This window comes from Rickettsia endosymbiont of Proechinophthirus fluctus (assembly GCF_001602635.1).
GTDB classification, from domain to species: Bacteria; Pseudomonadota; Alphaproteobacteria; order Rickettsiales; family Rickettsiaceae; genus Rickettsia; species Rickettsia rickettsii.
The window spans coordinates 232,559-252,872 of the sequence record NZ_LECS01000001.1; the positions used below are offsets into that span (position 1 = coordinate 232,559).

Sequence of the window (20,314 nt, forward strand, 5' to 3'; positions counted from 1 at the left end):
CTCAAAATAACAAATCAATTAGAAATCTTCACAGAACCTAAAATAACATGAATTAACTATATGTGTTTATTTTGTCACAAAACTTAATAAAAGTTTTATTATATGAATCTAATTGCCGATTAAATATAGAACTAAAAAATATAATATGTTATGTCATCAAGATAATATTTAATTATTTAATTTGAGGTGTTAATCATGAAAAAGTTACTTTTAATAGCTGCTACAAGTGCAACAATTTTGTCTTCTAGCGTATCATTTGCTGAGGGCATGGATCATGGGTGGTATTTAAGAATAGATACCGGTGCAGTAATGTTTAATGAAGAAAAAGATAAGGCAACCGGTGTTAAATTAAAATCTAATACAACTGTTCCAGTTGCTTTAGGTATCGGTTATTATATTTCCGAAAACTTTAGAGCCGATTTAACTTTAGGTACTATAATCGGTGGTAAGTTAAAGAAATCCGGAGCTGCGACTAATGCACCTTTTACCCGTACTAATGTTTCAGCAAGCCATAAACCTACTATTACACGTTTACTTATTAACGGTTATGTAGATTTAACTAATTTTGATATGTTCGATGTTTTTGCTGGTGCCGGTGTTGGTCCTGCATTAGTTAAAGAAAAAATTACATATAATGGGATAACCGGTCTTTCATCTAACACTAAAAACAGAACTAATATTTCTTACAAGCTAACTTTAGGTACTTCTGCACAAATTGCCGACGGTGTTAAAGTAGAACTAGCTTATAGCTGGATAGATGATGGTAGAACAAAAAGTAAGAATGTAATTTACCAAGGAACAAGTGTACCAACCGGTGGTATGCATTATCAAAGCCATAACTTAACAGCCGGTATAAGATTTGATATATAATTAACAAGAATATATTAATAGTTTTATATCATACCGTGGCTTAACCACGGTATCTAGAAATAAAAAAAAGACTGGATTCCGGCGGTGGTGGTTAAGCTATAGAGTGATATTAGATGACAACTCAGAAATGTCACTTAAAGCTATTTTTTATCGAATTTAGGTAAAAATTGTAAAGTTATTATCTAATATCGTTTTTACTAACAACTAATAAAATTTAAAGGAAAAATTTAACAATATGAAAAAATTACTTTTAATAGCAGCTGCAAGCACAGCACTTTTAACTTCTGGTCTTTCATTTGCTGATTGCGATATGAATTCTTCTGTAGATTCATCTACTAATTCATCGATGTCATCATCTGTGGAAAATCAATGGTATTTAAAACTTAATGCCGGTGGTGTGATTTTTAACAAAACAAAACCTAAAGGAGCAGATTTTAAGTTAAATAATATAAAGTCTAATACAGGATTTACAGGTGAGATCGGTGCGGGTTACTATATCATGGATAATCTAAGAACCGATTTAACAATTGGAACGGTAGCAAGTAGTCATTTAAAGAAATCAAAAACTTATCCAGACGGTAATTCTTTCTCAGTAAAAAATAAACCTACTATTGTAAGTGTATTACTTAACGGTTATGTTGATTTCGTCGATTTAAGCATGTTTAAAGTATTTGCAGGTGCAGGTGTTGGTGCTGCTTTTGTAAAGGAAAAAATTAACTCTAAAGATATTAAAGGTGGTGTAACTGACATTTTCAACGGTACTACTAAAAACAAAACTAACTTTGCTTATCAATTATCTTTAGGAACTTCATTTGAAGTTGCACAAGGTGTAAAAGCTGAACTAGTTTATAGCTGGAGAGATTACGGTAAAACAAAAAATACCACTAAAACTATTGACGGGGATAAAGTTAAATTTGGTGGAACCCATTATAAAGGTCATAACTTAATGGTAGGATTAAGATTTGATATGTAATTAGTCTGAAATCTTTTTACAAGCTATTAACACGAAAAAGGAGTCTTTATTAAAGACTCCTTTTTTTGTTTGTATGTCTTAGTATTGCCTACGTGGATACTGAGACGTCATGAGCTAAGCGACTACAAGGTATTATCGCATGATTCAGCTTTTTTGTCATTGCGAGGAAAATTACGAAGTAATTGACGAAGCAATCCAGTAAAAAATTCTGATTTACAGTATTTTTATTATTTTTCCTAGATCCTACGGCTGCATAGTTGTTGTATGGTTAGCCCGTACTATGTCATTCCCGCGGAAGCGGGAATCCAGAAAAATAACTTCAATATTGATATACATATTTGGTAAACTAAAAAAACTTGTTTTTTGATGTTTTACTAGATTCTCGCTTCTGCAGGAATGACATAAACTGAGCCAGGCAACAACACCTACAAACTTGCGGAGTTATAGTAGAGAGGGCATTGATATTCATGCCAACAAACTCTTAATCTAAAGACTCTTTTTGCCTTTATAAAACGTTACATTTATTTGATGTATTGCTGCAAAGCCTAAATAAATTTTAATACGTTCTAGAATAATATCTTGATAATAAGGTAATTCTGCTGCAGTAGCATTATTTTCAGCTTGTATAAACAGCGTATTAATCTTTTGTTTTTTATAAGTATAGGTGGTGATTTTTAAAGGTAATGCTTTAGTGCTGAAGTTAAACCCGACTATTTTATTCCAGTTAATCATGATTTCAGGCAGCAATGGATGTTGTTTAGCAAATATACGCCTAACTATTTTATCGATATCCTCTTTAATTAGCTTCATTTTAATAAACTCTGCACTGTTAAAGTTATGACGGCTAAAGCAAGCATTATAGATATTACGGGAAAATGTAAAGATGTAACCGATATGATCATTAAAAATATATTACAAACTGCTATAATCGATACTACTTGTTTATGAGATTTACCTTTTTGTACTGCTTTTTGAAAAAAATGTTTTAAATGAGGCTGCCAAATTTTTTCTTTATTGAGTAGCCGAATTAATATGGTTAGCACTGCATCAGTGATGTAATATAAGCTAGCAATAGCACAAGCTATAAATAAATTAGTGCTTGTAAGAGCCAGCAGGAGCAAACAAAGACCCGTTAAGAATCCAAGACTAATACTTCCCACGTCTCCTAAAAATATTTTTGCCGGATGCCAATTAAATATTAAAAAACCACAAGAACAACCAAGAATAATAACATTTACACTAGCTATAAAATATGGATTATTAATAGTCGGAAATTGTAAAAAACATAATATAAGCATAGTGCTAGATAGATGGATAGATTCCACACAACTCATACCGTCTATACCGTCCATAAAATTATATATATTAATAAAACCGCTTAAAGCTATAACTAAAATAGAATATATTAGTATATGTACAGAGTTTAGCTGCGCAAAAAGAAAAATAGCAAAAGCTGCACAAATTAAGTGGACTATTAAACGCATTAGAATAGGTACGGCTTTTAAGTCATCTAAAAAGGAAATCGAAGCAATTGCCAATAATAACGGTAATATTTTTATTGAATTAACAAAGTTATTGCTCGTTATATATTCAAACCCGCTCAAAGCAATCATTACAACAACTACAATAGCAAGACCGCCGCCGCGCGGTGTTATCTTATCATGAGAACGACGGTTACTTGGTATATCAACTAAACCGATAGTAGGAAGATATTTAGTTAATATATATGTTAATATAGCGGTGGATATAAAAGAAAAAATAAATAATGTGCTGTAGCTATTTATATTCATAGGAACATATTAGATTTAAAACTATAATATTTATGGTTTGGCATGTCTCTACTATCTTATTTGTCATATGAATGTTGGCTTTTGAAGGTTCAGGGCTACCGCTTGGATGATGATGCACAAGTATAAGGCTGCTTGCTTCATTAAATAAAGCTCGTTTAATTATCTTACGTGGATATACCGCAGCTTGGTCTATAGTTCCTTGACTTAAAACCTCATCAGCAATTAAAATATTTTTCTTATTCAAAAATAATATACGAAATTGCTCGAGTCGCATATTGCCCATATTAACTTTTAAATAATCAATCCAAGAACTCCAAGAAGCATTAATATTTTTATTTATTATTTTTTGTTTCAATACTCTAATGTATCAGCTCACATAGAGCAAAATTGATATATAAATTTTCATTGGTGCCTTTAATACTAAGTAGCCTTTCCTTATCAAGGTTAATTAAATCCGTAATATCAAATGATCAAGTAATTTTTTAGCAAGAGGTTTTATGTCTTTACGAGGGATAGCCGACAATAACATTACTTCAAGTAATTCGTAATCAGAAAAATGTTCTGCTCCAGCGGTAACGAAACGTTCTTTTACTCTTTTACGGTGACCTATATAATGAGGCGTATCTATTATTTCATCATTACTAAATTCTAACAAATTATTTTCTAACATTCTTTATGTTTATTCAAATTATAAATAAAGTAAAATGTTGCTGATGTCATTCCTAGATAAAAGCGGGAATCCAGTAATCTTTAATGTCATCCTAGCTAACTTGATTGCAGGATCTAGTCTTTGTTAAATGCTTTTTGGATCCCGTGGTCAAGCCACGGGATGACACTGAGTGCGTTTTTTGATCCACGCGACAATGTCCCGCGGGAATGACATAGATAGCCATACAACAAAATCAATTTTTACCCTACAGTTTAGTATGGAGGATAATCAAGTTTTTTAGGTGATAATGTAAATATTTCAAAACCGTCTTTAGTCACGCCTATAGTATGCTCAAATTGGGCCGATAATGATTTATCACGTGTAGTAACTGTCCATCCATCTAGTTTACTTAATATAGTGTCATAATTACCGGCATTTATCATAGGTTCAACGGTGAAAAACATCCCTTCTTCTAACGTTAGACCCGTGCCGCTGCGACCGTAATTTAATATTGACGGTTCGTCATGAAAAACTCTTCCGATACCGTGACCCGTATAATCTCTAACCACAGAATAATTATGTTTCTCGGCATAGCTTTGAATAGCATATCCGATATCACCGAGTTTAGCACCGGGTCTAACTACTTCAATCCCTTTCATCATTGCATCATAAGTTACTTGAATAAGACGCTTGGGCTTAATTGCTACGTCACCGACATAATACATACGGCTAGTATCACCGTACCAACCGTCTAAAATTACCGTAACATCAATATTTACTATATCACCGTTTTTTAACGGTTTATCGTTTGGAATGCCGTGACACACCACATGATTTATAGAAGTACAAATCGATTTCGGAAAGCCTTTGTAATTTAACGGTGCAGGAATGGCATTATGAGAAGTAATAAAATTATGACAAAGGCCATTTAAACTATTAGTAGTGACATTCGGTTTTACGTGATCAGTAATAAAATCGAGCGTCTCTGCAGCTAATTTTCCTGCTGCCCGCATCTTTATGAAATCTTTTCCCGTGTGGATTTTTATGGTCATGAATTTTGGTTACCTTCCCCTCAAAAAAATATATTTTCATAATACAAAATGGCTCTTTTAATGTAAATAACTTATCCTATTCTTGTGAGAAGTGCTGCTATGTTATTTGATATAGGTTTTGGATATTATATAATTGCTAATATAATTATTTAACATAATGGGTGTAGTGAGGTTATTATTTGCTCTTTCTGTTGTGGCTGCACATTCAACTTCTCATCCATTGCTTAAATTTATAGGTACAACAATTGCAGTACAATCTTTTTTCATGATTTTCGGCTTTTATATGGCTATGATTCAGAGCAATTATACAAGCAAAATAAAATTTTGGAAACGTAGATATTTAAGGCTTTATCCTACTTATATCTTTTGTATTTTAGTTACTTTCTTCTTGCAGCAAAAATTTTCTTTTTTAAGCAATTGTGTAATCTTTCATTTCCGGCTGTTTTTTTTAATTTTTGCAAACCTAACAATGTTGTTGCAAGATGTAACAATGTTTATGTTTATTGGAATTAATAATAATACAGTACATTTTACAAAATACTTTATTGACTCCACGCCTCCTCTTTATCAATTTTTGTTGATACCTCCTGGTTGGTCAATTGGGCTAGAAATTTCTTTTTATTTAATGGCACCTTGGATTCTACAAAAGAAAAATATCTATATTTTATCCATAATTTGTATATCTTTAATTACTAGAATTATTCTTCAGTTTAATGGATTTATAGGAGATTCTTGGTCTTATAGATTCTTTCCTTCTGAACTTGCAGTTTTCTTAATTGGTAGTCAAGCATTTTATATTTATACTAATCAAGAAATAAACGAAAAAAAGTCTTGGCTTAGTCAATTACTCTATTTATATATTAATAATTATTACTTTTCCGTTTATCCCAATAGAGCCTCAACTAAAAAAATTACTTTTTTATTGTTTATTTGCTCTATCTTTAGGAAAAATATTTGAATTAACCAAAGATAATACGTTAGACAAATTAATTGCTTTACTCTCTACCCAATATATTGTTGTCATTTAATTGTCTTGTATAATATATTACCTGTTATTTCATATTGGGCTGATAATGGGACATTGCTTAATATGTTGGTTACTTTTATAACAGTAATAATTATTTTTTTAGTGAAAATCCTATAGAGTATTATAGAAAAAGATATAAAACTCATAATTTAGCTTAATATTTAAAACTATGCTATATTACATAAATAAAATTCTTTCAAACAATAAGGTACAAGCGGTTATCTTAGGGATAATCGGGCTTGGGATTGTTACTGTTCTCACGTCATATAATATAGATGACCCATCGTTTAACTCGGTCACAACAGAGTACCATAGTAATTTAGTAGGAATTTTTGGCTCTTATTTATCGGATTGTTTATATCAATTTTTTGGGTTGGCTGCTTTTATCATACCGCTTGCTTGCTTTGTTTGGGGGAGAAATTGTTGGTATGGAAGATATCGCGGCTCATTTATCCGTATGTTTGTAATGTTGCTTGCTCTCGTTAGCAGTAGCACATTATTATCTAAGATTAAGCTAGAATTCATACCGGCAAATGCAGGTGGAGCTATCGGAATAATAGCTTCTAATTTTTTTGAGCGATTTACAAATCAACTATACTTATTATTAATATTTTTTACCTTTATTATATTAGTTGTTTTATTTGAAATTAAATTTACTTCTTTGAGTAATTTTATTATTAAGCTAGGGAAATTTTTAATCTATCGGATACAATCTTTTTTACATAATGTATTTTCACGATTGTCGTCGATAAGATTATTCCCTACTAAAAACAATGATAAGTTAAATATAACTTCTTCTTACCAAAAGCCTGTAAGTGAAAAAGTAAAATTTCCTGAAGAAGCAAGATCCGTACCTGCAAATCCTATAAAATTCTTTAGCAAACCTGTTAGTCCTAAAATATCTCAAAGCGAAATAGCAGAATTGCCGCCTATTTCGTTATTACGTGATCCTGAAAAACATCATGTAAAAGGAGCTTCGTCCTCAGAGCTTAAACAAAAGGCTGAAGAGTTATTAACCGTGCTGAATGATTTTGGAGTTAAAGGGCAGATAATTAATATCAATCAAGGACCGGTGGTAACTCAATATGAATTTGAGCCGGCAGCAGGTACGAAAACATCAAGGGTAGTAGGATTATCTGACGATATAGCACGCTCACTATCTGCTTTATCAACAAGGATAGCAGTCATACCCGGCAAAAATGTACTTGGTATTGAGCTTCCTAATAAGCAGCGTGAATTCTTTTGCTTAAAAGAACTTATAGAGACCCCAGAATACCAAGACAAATCAACTTTATTGCCATTAGTCTTGGGTAAAGATTTAGCAGGTAAGCCGCTGATTGCCGATCTTGCTAAAATGCCTCATTTATTAGTAGCAGGAACCACCGGCTCAGGTAAATCCGTCGGTATTAATGTGATGATTGTGTCGCTCTTATACCGCTATACTCCTGAAGAATGTCGCTTTATCATGATTGATCCGAAAATGCTTGAATTATCGGCTTATGATGGAATACCGCATTTGCTAACTCCTGTGGTAACCGAGCCTTCTAAAGCGGTAGTTGCTCTTAAATGGGCAGTTAAGGAAATGGAAAACCGTTATAGAATGATGAGCAATATCGGTGTTAAGAATATCGCAGGTTATAATGCAAAAATCTTAGAAGCAGTTAAAGAGAATAGGGTAATTGAGCGTTCGATTCAAACTGGTTTTGACCCTGAAACAGGTAAGCCTATTTACGAAACCGTTACAATGAACATGGAAAAACTGCCTTACATAGTGGTTATTGTTGATGAGATGGCTGATTTAATGTTAGTTGCCGGTAAGGATATTGAAATGCTGATTCAAAGGCTTGCTCAGATGGCAAGAGCGGCAGGCATCCATATTATTATGGCAACGCAAAGACCTTCTGTAGACGTTATTACTGGTGTCATTAAAGCCAATTTTCCAAGTCGTATTAGTTTTAAAGTTACCTCTAAAATCGATAGCCGAACGATTTTAGGAGAGCAAGGTTCCGAGCAGTTACTCGGTATGGGTGATATGTTATTTATGGGGAGTACTTCCAAGATAAGTAGGGTACACGGACCGTTTGTTAATGAAGCCGAAATTGAGCAAATTACGGAATATTTGAAAGAGAGAGGTACGCCTGAATATATCTCTGCCGTTACCGAGCAACCTGAAGAAGACGATAGTAGCATTGATATCGGTGACGGCACCTCTGATGACGTGCTTTACAAAAAAGCTGTGCAAATAGTGTGTGACGAACGCAAATCTTCCATTAGCTATATCCAAAGGTCGCTTAGAATTGGCTATAACAAGGCTGCCAACTTAGTTGAGAAGATGGAGAAAGAGGGAATAGTCTCACCACCGAATCATACAGGTAAAAGAGAGATATTATTGCCTGAGAGGTAGGGTATTTTTTCGTCATGCGCTACGCAGCCGTAGGCGTTGTTGCATGGCTCTTATGTTATTCCTGCGAAAGCAGGAATCCAAGAAAAAATTGTAGATACAGCAAATTTTTGAAATTTAAAGCTCGCTTTATGCTGGATTTCTGCTTTTGCAGGAATAACATAAATATATTTATCATTGACATTCGAATTTGATAAAGCTTTAGGACAAAAGCTTTTAAAAAAAGCAATATATGCCGGTGATTTAGAGTTAGTAGAAACTTTATTGATATAGTAAAGGTGTTGATGCCCAGTACAAAGAGCAATTAGGACGTATAGCTCTGCATCATGCTATAAAAGCTAATTGCGGTGAAGAATTAATACAGTTTTAATTGAACACACTGCGTATATTAGTATATTAATTATCGTGATAAATCAGGTCTAACACCGCTGGTTATGGTGAAGAGTAATCATTGTGTCCCGGCTACAGAATTATTGCTCAAAACTAATGCTTCTGAATATTATATGTATTAAGGTGTTAGGAGAATATGGATACTAAATAGTCATTGCGAGCGGGCATTGCCCGCGTGGAGCGATTTCCTCCCTGTCATCCCATGGTTTGTCCACGGGATGACACCCAGCAGATTTCTCAAGCCATGCAACAAGGCCAACACCGCTACGCATATAATCTATACATAAAAATATCATCTATGTTATTAATTATAATAGACATACTAAAAAAGTTGCGTTATAACAAGTTGCGTTATAACACTTTTTAAGTGATTTAATTTTTATTAAGGTTTTACATATGGCGAATATTTCTCCAAAATTATTTCAAAAAGCAATACAACAAGGTCTTAAAGCCGCTTTATTCACCACCTCAACCGCAGCGATAATGCTGAGTAGTAGTGGGGCACTCGGTGTTGCTGCAGGTGTTATTGCTACTAATAATGCAGCATTTAGTCATAATGTTAGCGATAATAATTGGAATGAGATAACGGCTGAAGGGGTAGTTAATGGTACTCCTGCTGGCGCTCCTCAAAACAATTGGGCATTTACTTACGGTGGTGATTATACTGTCACTGCAGATGCAGCCGATCGTATTATTACGGCTATAAATGTTGTGGGTACTACTCCCGTAGGTCTAAATATTACTCAAAATACCGTCGTTGGTTCGATTATAACGAAAGGTAACTTGTTGCCTGTTACTATTGCTACCGGCAAAAGCTTAACTTTAAATGGTAATAATGCTGTTGCTGCAAATCATGGTTTTGATGCGCCTGCCGATAATTATACAGGTTTAGGAAATATAGCTTTAGGGGGAGCGAATGCTGCACTAATTATACAATCTGCAGCTTCGGCAAAGATAACACTTGCAGGAAATATAGATGGAGGAGGTATAATAACTGTCAAGACAGATGCTGCCATTAACGGAACAATAGGTAATACAAATTCATTAGTAACAGTGAATGTAGGAGCAGGTTTGCTACAAGTACAAGGCGGAGTGGTAAAAGCGAGTACAATAAACTTAACGGATAATGTGTCAGCAGTGACATTTACGAATCCTGTAGTGGTGACCGGAGCGATAGATAATACCGGTAATGCAAATAATGGTATAGTAACGTTTACTGGTAATAGTACAGTAACTGGGAATATAGGTAATACAAATTCATTAGCAACAGTGAATGTAGGAGCAGGTACAGCCACGTTAGGAGGATCGGTTATTAAAGCTACTACGACTAAATTAACGAATGCTGCGTCGGTATTAACCCTTACAAATGCAAATGCAATATTAACAGGTGCGGTTGATAACACCACAGGTGGTGATAATGTAGGTGTCTTAAATTTAAATGGTGCGTTAAGTCAAGTAACTGGGAATATAGGTAATACAAATTCATTAGCAACAGTGAATGTAGGAGCAGGTTTGCTACAAGTACAAGGCGGAGTGGTAAAAGCGAGTACAATAAACTTAACGGATAATGTGTCAGCAGTGACATTTACGAATCCTGTAGTGGTGACCGGAGCGATAGATAATACCGGTAATGCAAATAATGGTATAGTAACGTTTACTGGTAATAGTACAGTAACTGGGAATATAGGTAATACAAATGCATTAGCAACAGTGAATGTAGGAGCAGGAATAACATTACAAGCTGGAGGAAGCCTAGCTGCGAATAATATAGATTTTGGAGCCAGGAGTACTTTAGAGTTTAACGGACCTCTTGATGGTGGTGGTAAAGCAATCCCTTATTATTTTAAAGGAGCTATAGCAAACGGCAATAATGCTATATTAAATATTAATACAAAGTTACTTACGGCATATCATTTAACTATAGGAACAGTTGCAGAAATCAATATTGGGGCTGGTAATCTTTTTGCAATTGATGCAAGTGTTGGTGATGTTACTATATTAAATGCTCAAAATATTAATTTTAGAGCTCGAGATTCTGTTTTAGTACTTTCTAACTTAACCGGAGTCGGAGTAAATAATATATTATTAGCAGCTGATTTAGTAGCTCCCGGTGCTGATGAAGGTACGGTAGTCTTTAATGGTGGGGTTAATGGTCTGAATATTGGGAGTAATGTAGCAGGTACCGCTAGAAATATCGGTGATGGAGGCGGTAATAAATTTAACACTTTACTTATTTATAATGCCGTTACAATAACTGACGATGTAAATTTAGAAGGTATACAGAACGTGCTTATTAACAATAATGCAGATTTTACTAGTAATACAGCATTTAATGCTGGTGCTATACAAATAAACGATGCTACTTATACGATTGATGCAAATAATGGTAATTTAAATATACCGGCAGGAAATATTCAATTTGCACATGCGGATGCTCAATTAGTATTACAAAATAGTTCAGGAAACGACCGTACGATCACACTAGGTGCGAATATAGACCCTGATAATGATGATGAGGGTATAGTAATATTAAATTCTGTAAATGCAGGAAAAAAATTAACGATAGCCGGAGGCAAGACGTTTGGTGGAGCTCATAAGTTACAAACTATATTGTTCAAAGGAGCGGGAGATTGTAGTACGGCAGGTACCACTTTTAATACAACAAATATAGTGCTTGATATTACAGGTCAATTAGAACTTGGAGCTACTACGGCAAATGTAGTTTTATTTAATGATGCTGTACAATTAACTCAAACCGGTAATATTGGTGGTTTCTTAGATTTTAATGCAAAAAACGGTACGGTAATATTAAATAACAATGTAAATGTTGCAGGAGCAGTCCAAAATACCGGCGGTACTAATAACGGTACGTTAATAGTTTTAGGTGCAAGTAATCTTAATAGAGTAAACGGGATTGCTATGTTAAAAGTAGGTGCAGGAAATGTAACTATTGCCAAAGGCGGTAACGTTAAAATCGGCGAAATCCAAGGTACAGGCACAAATACTTTAACATTACCTGCACACTTTAACTTAACAGGCAGTATAAATAAAACCGGTGGTCAAGCTCTGAAGCTAAACTTCATGAATGGTGGTAGTGTTAGCGGTGTTGTAGGGACTGCGGCTAATTTGGTTGGTGATATCACAACGGCAGGTGCTACAAGTTTTGCAAGCAGTGTTAACGCAAAAGGTACGGCGACACTTGGCGGTACTACAAGTTTTGCCAATACATTCACTAATACAGGTGCGGTTACTTTAGCCAAAGGTTCTATCACTAGTTTTGCTAAAAATGTAACGGCTACCAGCTTTGTAGCTAACAGTGCTACTATTAATTTCGGCAATAGCCTAGCCTTTAATAGTAATATAACAGGTGGCGGTACTACACTTACTTTAGGTGCAAATCAAGTAACATATACTGGTACCGGTAGCTTTACCGATACGCTAACCTTAAATACTACTTTTGACGGAGCAGCTAAGTCAGGTGGTAATATCTTAATTAAATCAGGTAGTACTCTTGATTTATCAGGGGTTTCAACTTTAGCACTTGTTGTGACTGCTACTAATTTCGACATGAATAATATAAGCCCAGATACAAAATATACGGTAATATCTGCAGAAACAGCAGGTGGTTTAAAGCCTACTCCTAAAGAGAATGTTAAAATAACTATTAATAATGACAACCGTTTTGTTGACTTTACTTTTGATGCATCGACTTTAACGTTATTTGCAGAGGATATAGCTGCAGATGTTATAGATGAAGATTTTGCACCGGGTGGACCGCTTGCAAATATCCCAAATGCTGCAAATATAAAGAAATCGCTTGAGTTAATGGAGGATGCTCCCAATGGTTCAGATGCACGTCAAGCTTTCAATAACTTTGGTCTAATGACACCGCTACAGGAAGCAGATGCTACAACTCATCTCATGCAAGATGTTGTAAAACCTAGCGACACTATAGCTGCCGTTCATAATCAAGTTATAGCGAGTAATATATCAAGTAATATAACTGCTCTAAATGCTAGAATGGATAAAGTACAATCAGGGAATAAAGGTCCTGTTTCTTCTGGTGATGAAGATATGGATGCTAAGTTTGGTGCGTGGATAAGCCCGTTTGTCGGTAATGCAACGAAGAAGATGTGTAACAGTATAAGTGGTTATAAGTCTGATACAACTGGTGGCACTATAGGTTTTGACGGCTTCGTTAGCGATGATCTAGCACTCGGGCTTGCATATACAAGAGCTGATACTGACATTAAGCTAAAAAATAATAAAACGGGCGATAAGAATAAGGTAGAGAGCAATATCTATTCTTTATACGGTTTATATAATGTACCTTATGAAAATCTCTTCGTTGAAGCTATAGCATCTTACTCAGATAATAAGATAAGAAGCAAATCAAGACGTGTTATTGCAACGACACTAGAGACTGTCGGTTATCAAACTGCAAACGGTAAGTATAAATCCGAAAGCTATACAGGTCAGTTAATGGCTGGTTATACCTATATGATGCCTGAGAACATTAACTTAACACCGCTAGCTGGGCTTAGATATTCGACTATCAAAGATAAGGGCTATAAGGAAACCGGTACTACTTACCAAAATCTGACCGTTAAAGGCAAGAACTATAATACTTTCGACGGTTTACTCGGTGCTAAAGTATCAAGTAATATCAATGTCAATGAAATAGTGCTAACACCTGAGCTTTACGCAATGGTCGATTATGCATTCAAGAATAAAGTTTCGGCGATTGATGCAAGATTACAAGGTATGACTGCTCCTCTTCCAACCAACAGCTTTAAGCAAAGCAAAACAAGTTTTGATGTCGGTGTCGGTGTTACTGCTAAGCATAAAATGATGGAATACAGGATTAACTACGATACCAATATTGGAAGTAAGTATTTTGCTCAGCAAGGTAGTGTAAAAGTTCGTGTGAATTTTTAATTAACTGTTCTATAATCATAAAAAAAGCCTACATAGTTTGACTATATAGGCTTTTTTGCTTTATAATGTAGTTTTGAGAAGCGTCATTGCGAGGAGCGAAGCAACGTGGCAATCTCGTCAAATATCCTGAGATTACTTCGTCACTTACTTCGTAATTTCCTTGCAATGAAGATAAAAACTTAAATAAAAAATTATGTTAGATAATATTAGAAAAACTGCCGATAGTTTTATAATGCGGGTTTTATTCGCAATGATAGCTTTTGCTTTTGTCGGCTTTGGTATTAAAGATGTATTAAATGGAAGAAGAAGCGGCGATATTGTTACTTTTTCTCATGTGAAAAATATCTCCCAGGAAGATTTTTTGAGAGCAAAATCTTTAGAAATTAATGCTATAAGTAAGCAAACGGGAACAAGTTTAACGGATGAAGAAATAGCACAGTTAAATATTGATAACCGAATCCTAAAAAGGCTTGTTTACGATAATGTCTTAGATTATTTAGTGAGTTATTATGACTTAGATCTAAGTGGTGATACAGTTAAAATTTTAGTTAAAGAATCACCGGTTTTTAAAAATGAGCAAGGTGTTTTCAATATAAAAATTTTTAAAACTTATTTTAGAAATTCTTATATGGATGAAGAAAAATATTTATTAAACTTCAAAGAAAAAGCTCTAAAAAATATTTTTGTTGGTACTTTTATAGAAAGTTTCTATGTTCCTAAAGCTATGACTGACAATATAGTAGATTATATGGCTGAAAAAAGAGAAGTAGAATTAATACAAATAGATTTACAAAATAAACCAAAAGATTTACAAATCCCTACTCCTACCGGTCAGCAATTGAAGGATTTTTACCAAGATAATAAAACCGCGTTTGAGGTACCTGAGAAACGCAGCTTTTCTTATATTAAAGCTAATATTAAGGATTTAAAAGTCTCAGTTACTCAAGATGAGTTGTTAGAATTTTATAATGAAAATAAAGATGAATTCGGTGATCAAAGTTTTGAAGCGGTACAAAAACAATTACATGATTTATTAAAGGCTCAAAAAATCGACATACTTAATATGGAGTTTGCTAAAAAGCTGGAAGATGAGACAGCAGCCGGTTCTAGCTTAGTTGAAATTGCCGAAAAATATAAGCTACCGATACAAAACGTTAACTATATCAGTTATGCAGAGCTTATTGAAGATAAAATAATTGCTGAAAGTGCCGATAGTATTTTTGAGCTTTCGGAAGGTGAATTATCTTATCCTATAGAAACAGAGGATAAAAGCTATCTTATATTGGTAGAATTAAAATCTATTCAGCCGGCAAAAATACCTGAATTTGATGCTATTAAAGAGCAGGTAAATAAAGCTTGGATAAAGCGGAATATTGCAGATGTAAACTTAAAAATTATCAAGGATTTAGCAAAGGAATATAATTCAGATCAAGAGAACATAAAAGAGCTTAAAGCTACCGGAATAAAAATAAGCAAAAAGAGCTATATTAGGTCCGAAATGGAAAATGATCTAACACTAACTCCTGAAATATTATTATCAATTTTTAATACTACAATAGGAAGTAATACGCCTGTATTTCAAGTAGGTGATGAAGTATATTTTGCACATATTAAATCTAGTAGTATCGATGAATTAACAGCTAAAAATATTCATGTCAATTCAGAAAAAAATATAATATATAATATTAAAAATTCTATAATTGATGAGCTAATTAACTACACAATTATTCAGAATGATATGCAGGTAAAAGCTAATTTTAGTAAGTAGCGAAATCCATCAGGTCATACCGTATCGTCATTGCGAGGAAATTACGAAGTAATTGACGAAGCAATCTCAGGATATTTAATGAGATTGCCACGCAACCTATGGCTGCTCGCAAAAATAAGCCGCACATTATAAACAAAAAAAACTATGAGCTTTAAAGATTTACCGGAGTTTTTAAAATTTTTAGAAAAAAACGGTGAGTTAAAGCGTATTGCTCTTGAGGTTAAAACTGACTTAGAAATTACTGAAATTAGTAGAAGAGTATTAGCACAAGGCGGACCTGCATTACTTTTTGAAAATGTTATAAAATTCGACGGCATTAAGTCCGACATACCTGTTCTAACTAATCTTTATGCTAGTATAAATCGTATTTGTATGGGGCTTAAACTTAAGTCACCCAAAGAATTAAGAGAACTTGGCGTTTTACTAGCATTCCTTAAACAGCTGCAACCACCCGCATCTTTTAAAGAAACATTGTCAATGTTACCGCTTGCTAAGCGTATATTTGCTATGTCTCCTAAAACCGTATCAAAAGCAGCTTGTCATGAAATCGTCATTGACAAACCGAATATTAATATATTGCCGATCCAAAAATGTTGGCCGGATGATATTTCGCCTTTAATTACTTGGGGTATAGTATTTACTAAAGGTCCAACAAAAGATAAAATCGATAATTACAACCTTGGCATATATAGAATGCAGGTTATTTCAGAAAATAAGCTATTGATGCGTTGGTTAAAGTTACGGGGGGGAGCAGAGCATCATAAACGTTGGAAAGAAGCAAAAAAAGAACCTTTTCCTACTGCTATCGTTATCGGGGCAAATCCAGCGGTAACTTTGGCAGCAGTTATGCCGATACCTGAGAATATCTCGGAATATAATTTTGCTGGTTTACTCGGTAATAAAAAAGTAGAGTTGGTACAATGCAAAACTATTGACCTCAAAGTACCTGCACATAGTGAAATAGTTCTGGAAGGCTATGTAAGTTTAGAGGAGTATTTGCCTGAAGGTCCTTTTGGGGATCACACCGGATATTATAATGATGTTGAGGAATTTCCTGTATTTACGGTTACCGCAATAACGATGAAGAAAAATCCAGTATATTTAAGCACCTATACAGGAGAACCTCCTGATGAGCCATCAATCTTAGGTGAAGCATTAAATGAAATTTTTATTCCTATATTACAGCAACAATTTCCGGAAATAGTCGATTTTTGGCTTCCACCTGAAGGTTGTTCATATAGAGTTGCAGTAGTATCGATTAAAAAATCCTATCCCGGTCATGCTAAAAGAATAATGCTTGGGATTTGGTCTTACTTACGGCACTTTATGTATAGTAAGTTTATTATAGTTGTAGATGACGATATTGATGTTCGTAATTGGCAAGAAGTAATTTGGGCAATAGCAACAAGAAGCGACCCAAGGCGTGATACGAGCTTTATAGATAATTCCCCAATAGATTATTTGGATTTTGCATCTCCTGAGTCAGGCCTTGGTAGTAAAATGGGAATAGATGCAACCAATAAAATATACCCTGAGACAAATAGAAAATGGGGTAAAAAAATAGAAATGAGTCAGGAAGTTATCGATAAGGTTAATAGTCTGTGGAATAGTTTAAAGATATAAGGTATAGTCGTTTAATTTGAAAAATTGGCGTTGTTATTTCATATTTTTTGATCCTCACGTAGGGCTAATGATTTAATTTGGACGTTTTTTATCAATAATTACTTATGCGGTAAAAAACCGATGCCTTTTGATTTGCTATATTGGAATGCGGATTCTACTAATTTGCTGGCAAAAATGTATGAGGAATATTTACAAAATACATATTGCAATAACTTGCTAAAAGAGTCTAATAATTTAGAGGTACTCTGAACAAAAATAGATCTTGGAAAAGTTAATTGTAACTCTTTTTTCGTATTATTAAACGGACATAAGATTTTTTGTCTCACGGATTCAGGGCATGTAGCAGTTTGTAGTTAACCCTCCCGCTAGTGCTAAATATAATTATCGGTTTAATGACTACTTAAGTTTAAGTAGTCATGAGTGGCTTATGAAAGCTATGGAATATAAAGGCTCATGGTGGAATTATTGGCTTATAAAAAATAATGATAATAAGCTAGTAGATTCTTTAGATTATCAGAATCTAGAGGTTATTGAAGAAGCTCCAGGAAATTACGTAAGGAAGTAGGTGTTGTTTGTGGGGATACTAAATCGTCCTTGCGAGCAGCCATAGGCTGCATGGCAATCTCATGAGATTTTGCTTCGTCAATTACTTTGTAATTTTCCTCGCAATGACGGAAAAGTCGATCTATGCAATGCCTAAAATATAAATAAGTCATGAAGAGAAAAAATAATAAATTTATAGAAATATCTAGTGCCTTTATTTTGGGAATTGCTTTAGGTATTTATGGACAGAATCCGGATTATTTTACTAATCTAATAAGTCAAAAATCATTAGCTTTATCTGCTCTGCAAATAAAGCATTACAATATTTCAGAGCTTTCAAGAAGTAAAGTTAGTACATGTTTTACTCCGCCTGCCGGTTGTACTAAGTTTATAGCCAATCAGATAGATAAAGCTGAAGAATCTATTTATATGCAGGCATACGGTATGAGCGATGCGTTAATTACTACTGCACTTATTAATGCACAAGCGCGAGGAGTAAAGGTTAGAATATTGCTTGATCGTAGTAATTTAAAGCAAAAATTTTCTAAATTACATGAATTACAACGAGCAAAAATTGATGTATATATAGATAAAGTACCGGGAATCGCTCATAATAAAGTTATAATTATTGATAAAAAGAAAGTAATAACCGGTTCGTTTAATTTCACGGCTGCTGCCGATAAACGTAATNCTGAAAATGTAATTATTATAGAAGATCAGGAGTTATCAGAATCTTATTTACAAAATTGGTTAAACAGAAAGGCGAGCAACTGAGAGGAGATTCTCACTATGTCATTCTTGCGAAGCAGGAATCCAGTAGCTAAAAGATATAAATAGATTTAAAACATTTTTGATGACATTCACTAGCTTGTTTGAAATCTTTAGAAGTTGCTGCTTCTTTAGTAGTATTCAAAATAGTATTAACATTATTTTGTATAATTTCGGAATTTTTCTTAAGCAAAGATAGCATGCTTTCTGTAGCAATTTGGTTAGTTATTAAAAGAATATTCATAGCTCTTTGCATTGTATTTGTGATAGATGCTAGATCTACACTAGGGATATTTTTCATAGAACTCATATGAAATTCTGGATTCATATAGGATTTCATTAAATCTAAAATTGTGTATTATTTCACATTATTCATTATCCTAAAAAATTTTTTGTGTTTTATAGGTTACGTATATGTATAAATCCTCAATTCATGCTCACATTTATAAAATTATGAGTTAATAATTGTTAGCATTAAGAATAATATTAAAAATAGTTAAGTTTTTATAAATGTTAGATACATCAATTCAAGCGTTAATAAATAAGTGGCAAAAATACCTCGTTTTGCAAAGAAATTACTCTAATCATACAGTAGTTTCTTATAATAATGACCTTAAGCATTTTCTTGAGTTTATGAATTATTATAATTCAGAGCTTGTAACGATAAATCATATTAAAACCGCAGATATCAGATTAGTCCGAAGTTGGCTTGCAAAACGTAACTGTGATAATTTTACCGCTTCTTCAATTTCACGTGGTTTATCTGCAGTAAAAAATTTTTATAGGTTTTTAGAGAAAACAACACAATTAAATAGTCATATAATTTTTTCTATAAAATCTCCTAAAAAGACTAAATTGTTACCAAAAGCTTTATCGGAAGATGATGTAGTAATATCACTTGAACATATTGAAGAATACGGGAATGTTAAGTGGGTAGAACTTAGAAATAAAGCCCTACTTGTCCTTATATATGCTTCAGGTCTACGTATATCGGNATCAATTACGAAACTTCATCTACAAAATCTAGAATTTATAAGAATAATAGGTAAAGGTAGTAAAGAAAGAATAATTCCGTGGTTACCGATTGCTAAAAATTTAATTACCCAATATTTAGAAATATTGCCGTATAAGTTAGGTGATAATGAACCCATATTTAGAGGAAAGCAGGGTAAGAAATTGCAACCACCGGTATTTAATCGTGAATTAATTAAATTAAAGCATTTTTATGGTTTACCGCAGCATTTAACTGCTCATTCATTTAGACATAGTTTTGCTTCACATTTGCTTGAGCATGGTGCAGATTTACGCTCTCTTCAAGAACTATTAGGTCATAAAAGTCTATCTACTACACAAAACTATACTAAAACAAGTATAAAGCATTTAGAAGCTGTATATACTACCGCATATCCAATTAAAAAATAAAATATATTAATATTCATAATCTTCTTGCATTAATTTTAAGTTATATTTTATTTTAAAAACCTTATAAACATAATATATTAAAGTTAATATTGAAATATTA

15 protein-coding genes and 3 pseudogenes are annotated in these 20,314 nt (G+C 33.6%); 12 read left to right on the forward strand and 6 right to left on the reverse strand.

The features are described from left to right. Positions 1–195: 195 nt before the first annotated feature. Both BG75_RS01245 and BG75_RS01250 read left to right on the forward strand, forming a co-directional pair. Positions 196–870, forward strand: a complete 675-nt coding sequence (locus tag BG75_RS01245; RefSeq protein ID WP_062811136.1) for an outer membrane beta-barrel protein — start codon at positions 196–198, stop codon at positions 868–870. A 235-nt stretch (positions 871–1,105) separates the two neighbouring features. Continuing rightward, positions 1,106–1,843, forward strand: a complete 738-nt coding sequence (locus tag BG75_RS01250) for an outer membrane protein (RefSeq protein WP_062811137.1) — start codon at positions 1,106–1,108, stop codon at positions 1,841–1,843. A gap of 486 nt (positions 1,844–2,329) precedes the next feature. Here BG75_RS01250 and BG75_RS01255 read toward each other — a convergent pair whose 3' ends face one another. From BG75_RS01255 to map, 5 genes and pseudogenes are all read right to left on the reverse strand, one after another. Continuing rightward, entirely contained in the window at positions 2,330–2,653 is a 324-nt protein-coding gene (locus BG75_RS01255; RefSeq protein WP_062811138.1) for a DUF721 domain-containing protein, read from the reverse strand. Continuing rightward, entirely contained in the window at positions 2,650–3,633 is a 984-nt protein-coding gene (locus tag BG75_RS01260; protein ID WP_062811139.1) for an MraY family glycosyltransferase, read from the reverse strand. Before BG75_RS01260 ends, BG75_RS01255 begins: the two co-directional genes overlap by 4 nt. Then, entirely contained in the window at positions 3,620–3,988 is a 369-nt protein-coding gene (locus BG75_RS01265; protein WP_062811140.1) for a RadC family protein, read from the reverse strand. Before BG75_RS01265 ends, BG75_RS01260 begins: the two co-directional genes overlap by 14 nt. A gap of 4 nt (positions 3,989–3,992) precedes the next feature. Next, positions 3,993–4,303: pseudogene (locus tag BG75_RS01270) on the reverse strand (UPF0758 domain-containing protein). 251 nt (positions 4,304–4,554) lie between these two features. Continuing rightward, positions 4,555–5,334, reverse strand: a complete 780-nt coding sequence (map, locus tag BG75_RS01275) for a type I methionyl aminopeptidase (protein WP_062811141.1) — start codon at positions 5,332–5,334, stop codon at positions 4,555–4,557. A gap of 157 nt (positions 5,335–5,491) precedes the next feature. Between map and BG75_RS01280 the strand changes: the two genes are divergently transcribed. From BG75_RS01280 to BG75_RS09380, 8 genes and pseudogenes are all read left to right on the forward strand, one after another. Continuing rightward, positions 5,492–6,292: an acyltransferase family protein gene (locus BG75_RS01280; protein ID WP_252903557.1), complete on the forward strand. Its 801-nt coding sequence runs from the start codon at positions 5,492–5,494 to the stop codon at positions 6,290–6,292. 238 nt (positions 6,293–6,530) lie between these two features. Beyond that, on the forward strand, positions 6,531–8,765 hold the full coding sequence (locus tag BG75_RS01285; protein WP_062811142.1) for a DNA translocase FtsK: 2,235 nt from the start codon (positions 6,531–6,533) through the stop codon (positions 8,763–8,765). A gap of 783 nt (positions 8,766–9,548) precedes the next feature. Then, on the forward strand, positions 9,549–14,090 hold the full coding sequence (locus tag BG75_RS01290; protein ID WP_062811143.1) for an autotransporter outer membrane beta-barrel domain-containing protein: 4,542 nt from the start codon (positions 9,549–9,551) through the stop codon (positions 14,088–14,090). A 193-nt stretch (positions 14,091–14,283) separates the two neighbouring features. Then, positions 14,284–15,858: a SurA N-terminal domain-containing protein gene (locus BG75_RS01295; RefSeq protein WP_062811144.1), complete on the forward strand. Its 1,575-nt coding sequence runs from the start codon at positions 14,284–14,286 to the stop codon at positions 15,856–15,858. Positions 15,859–16,002: 144 nt separating this feature from the next. Beyond that, complete coding sequence (locus BG75_RS01300) at positions 16,003–17,481, forward strand: UbiD family decarboxylase (protein WP_062811145.1); 1,479 nt, start codon at positions 16,003–16,005, stop codon at positions 17,479–17,481. Positions 17,482–17,908: 427 nt separating this feature from the next. Continuing rightward, complete coding sequence (locus tag BG75_RS08595) at positions 17,909–18,046, forward strand: hypothetical protein (protein WP_196242456.1); 138 nt, start codon at positions 17,909–17,911, stop codon at positions 18,044–18,046. Between the two features lie 149 nt (positions 18,047–18,195). Next, on the forward strand, positions 18,196–18,714 hold a 519-nt coding region (pld, locus tag BG75_RS01305; RefSeq protein WP_252903558.1), incomplete at its 3' end, for a phospholipase D. Between the two features lies 1 nt (position 18,715). Further along, positions 18,716–18,798, forward strand: a pseudogene (locus tag BG75_RS09380) (phospholipase); the annotation flags it as partial. A 46-nt stretch (positions 18,799–18,844) separates the two neighbouring features. Here the strand turns inward: BG75_RS09380 and BG75_RS01310 are convergent. Further along, the gene (locus BG75_RS01310; protein WP_252903559.1) at positions 18,845–19,120 is read right to left on the reverse strand and encodes a phasin family protein; all 276 of its coding nucleotides are present in this window, start codon (positions 19,118–19,120) and stop codon (positions 18,845–18,847) included. Between the two features lie 182 nt (positions 19,121–19,302). Between BG75_RS01310 and BG75_RS09385 the strand changes: the two genes are divergently transcribed. Together BG75_RS09385 and BG75_RS09390 are read left to right on the forward strand one after the other, a co-directional pair. Then, positions 19,303–19,786, forward strand: a 484-nt coding sequence (locus tag BG75_RS09385; RefSeq protein WP_252903560.1) for a site-specific integrase, incomplete at its 3' end; no start/stop codon positions are given. A gap of 1 nt (position 19,787) precedes the next feature. Then, positions 19,788–20,214: pseudogene (locus tag BG75_RS09390) on the forward strand (tyrosine-type recombinase/integrase); the annotation flags it as partial. Positions 20,215–20,314: the final 100 nt, after the last annotated feature.

What these genes read in the sequence shown, in the direction of transcription:
- BG75_RS01245 (WP_062811136.1), top strand. Translation starts at nt 196, where the DNA reads ATGAAAAAGTTACTTTTAATAGCTGCTACAAGTGCAACAATTTTGTCT.
- BG75_RS01250 (WP_062811137.1), top strand. Translation starts at nt 1,106, where the DNA reads ATGAAAAAATTACTTTTAATAGCAGCTGCAAGCACAGCACTTTTAACT.
- BG75_RS01255 (WP_062811138.1), bottom strand. Translation starts at nt 2,653, where the DNA reads ATGAAGCTAATTAAAGAGGATATCGATAAAATAGTTAGGCGTATATTT.
- BG75_RS01260 (WP_062811139.1), bottom strand. Translation starts at nt 3,633, where the DNA reads ATGAATATAAATAGCTACAGCACATTATTTATTTTTTCTTTTATATCC.
- map (WP_062811141.1), bottom strand. Translation starts at nt 5,334, where the DNA reads ATGACCATAAAAATCCACACGGGAAAAGATTTCATAAAGATGCGGGCA.
- BG75_RS01280 (WP_252903557.1), top strand. Translation starts at nt 5,492, where the DNA reads ATGGGTGTAGTGAGGTTATTATTTGCTCTTTCTGTTGTGGCTGCACAT.
- BG75_RS01285 (WP_062811142.1), top strand. Translation starts at nt 6,531, where the DNA reads ATGCTATATTACATAAATAAAATTCTTTCAAACAATAAGGTACAAGCG.
- BG75_RS01290 (WP_062811143.1), top strand. Translation starts at nt 9,549, where the DNA reads ATGGCGAATATTTCTCCAAAATTATTTCAAAAAGCAATACAACAAGGT.
- BG75_RS01295 (WP_062811144.1), top strand. Translation starts at nt 14,284, where the DNA reads ATGTTAGATAATATTAGAAAAACTGCCGATAGTTTTATAATGCGGGTT.
- BG75_RS01300 (WP_062811145.1), top strand. Translation starts at nt 16,003, where the DNA reads ATGAGCTTTAAAGATTTACCGGAGTTTTTAAAATTTTTAGAAAAAAAC.
- BG75_RS08595 (WP_196242456.1), top strand. Translation starts at nt 17,909, where the DNA reads ATGAAAGCTATGGAATATAAAGGCTCATGGTGGAATTATTGGCTTATA.
- BG75_RS01310 (WP_252903559.1), bottom strand. Translation starts at nt 19,120, where the DNA reads ATGAATCCAGAATTTCATATGAGTTCTATGAAAAATATCCCTAGTGTA.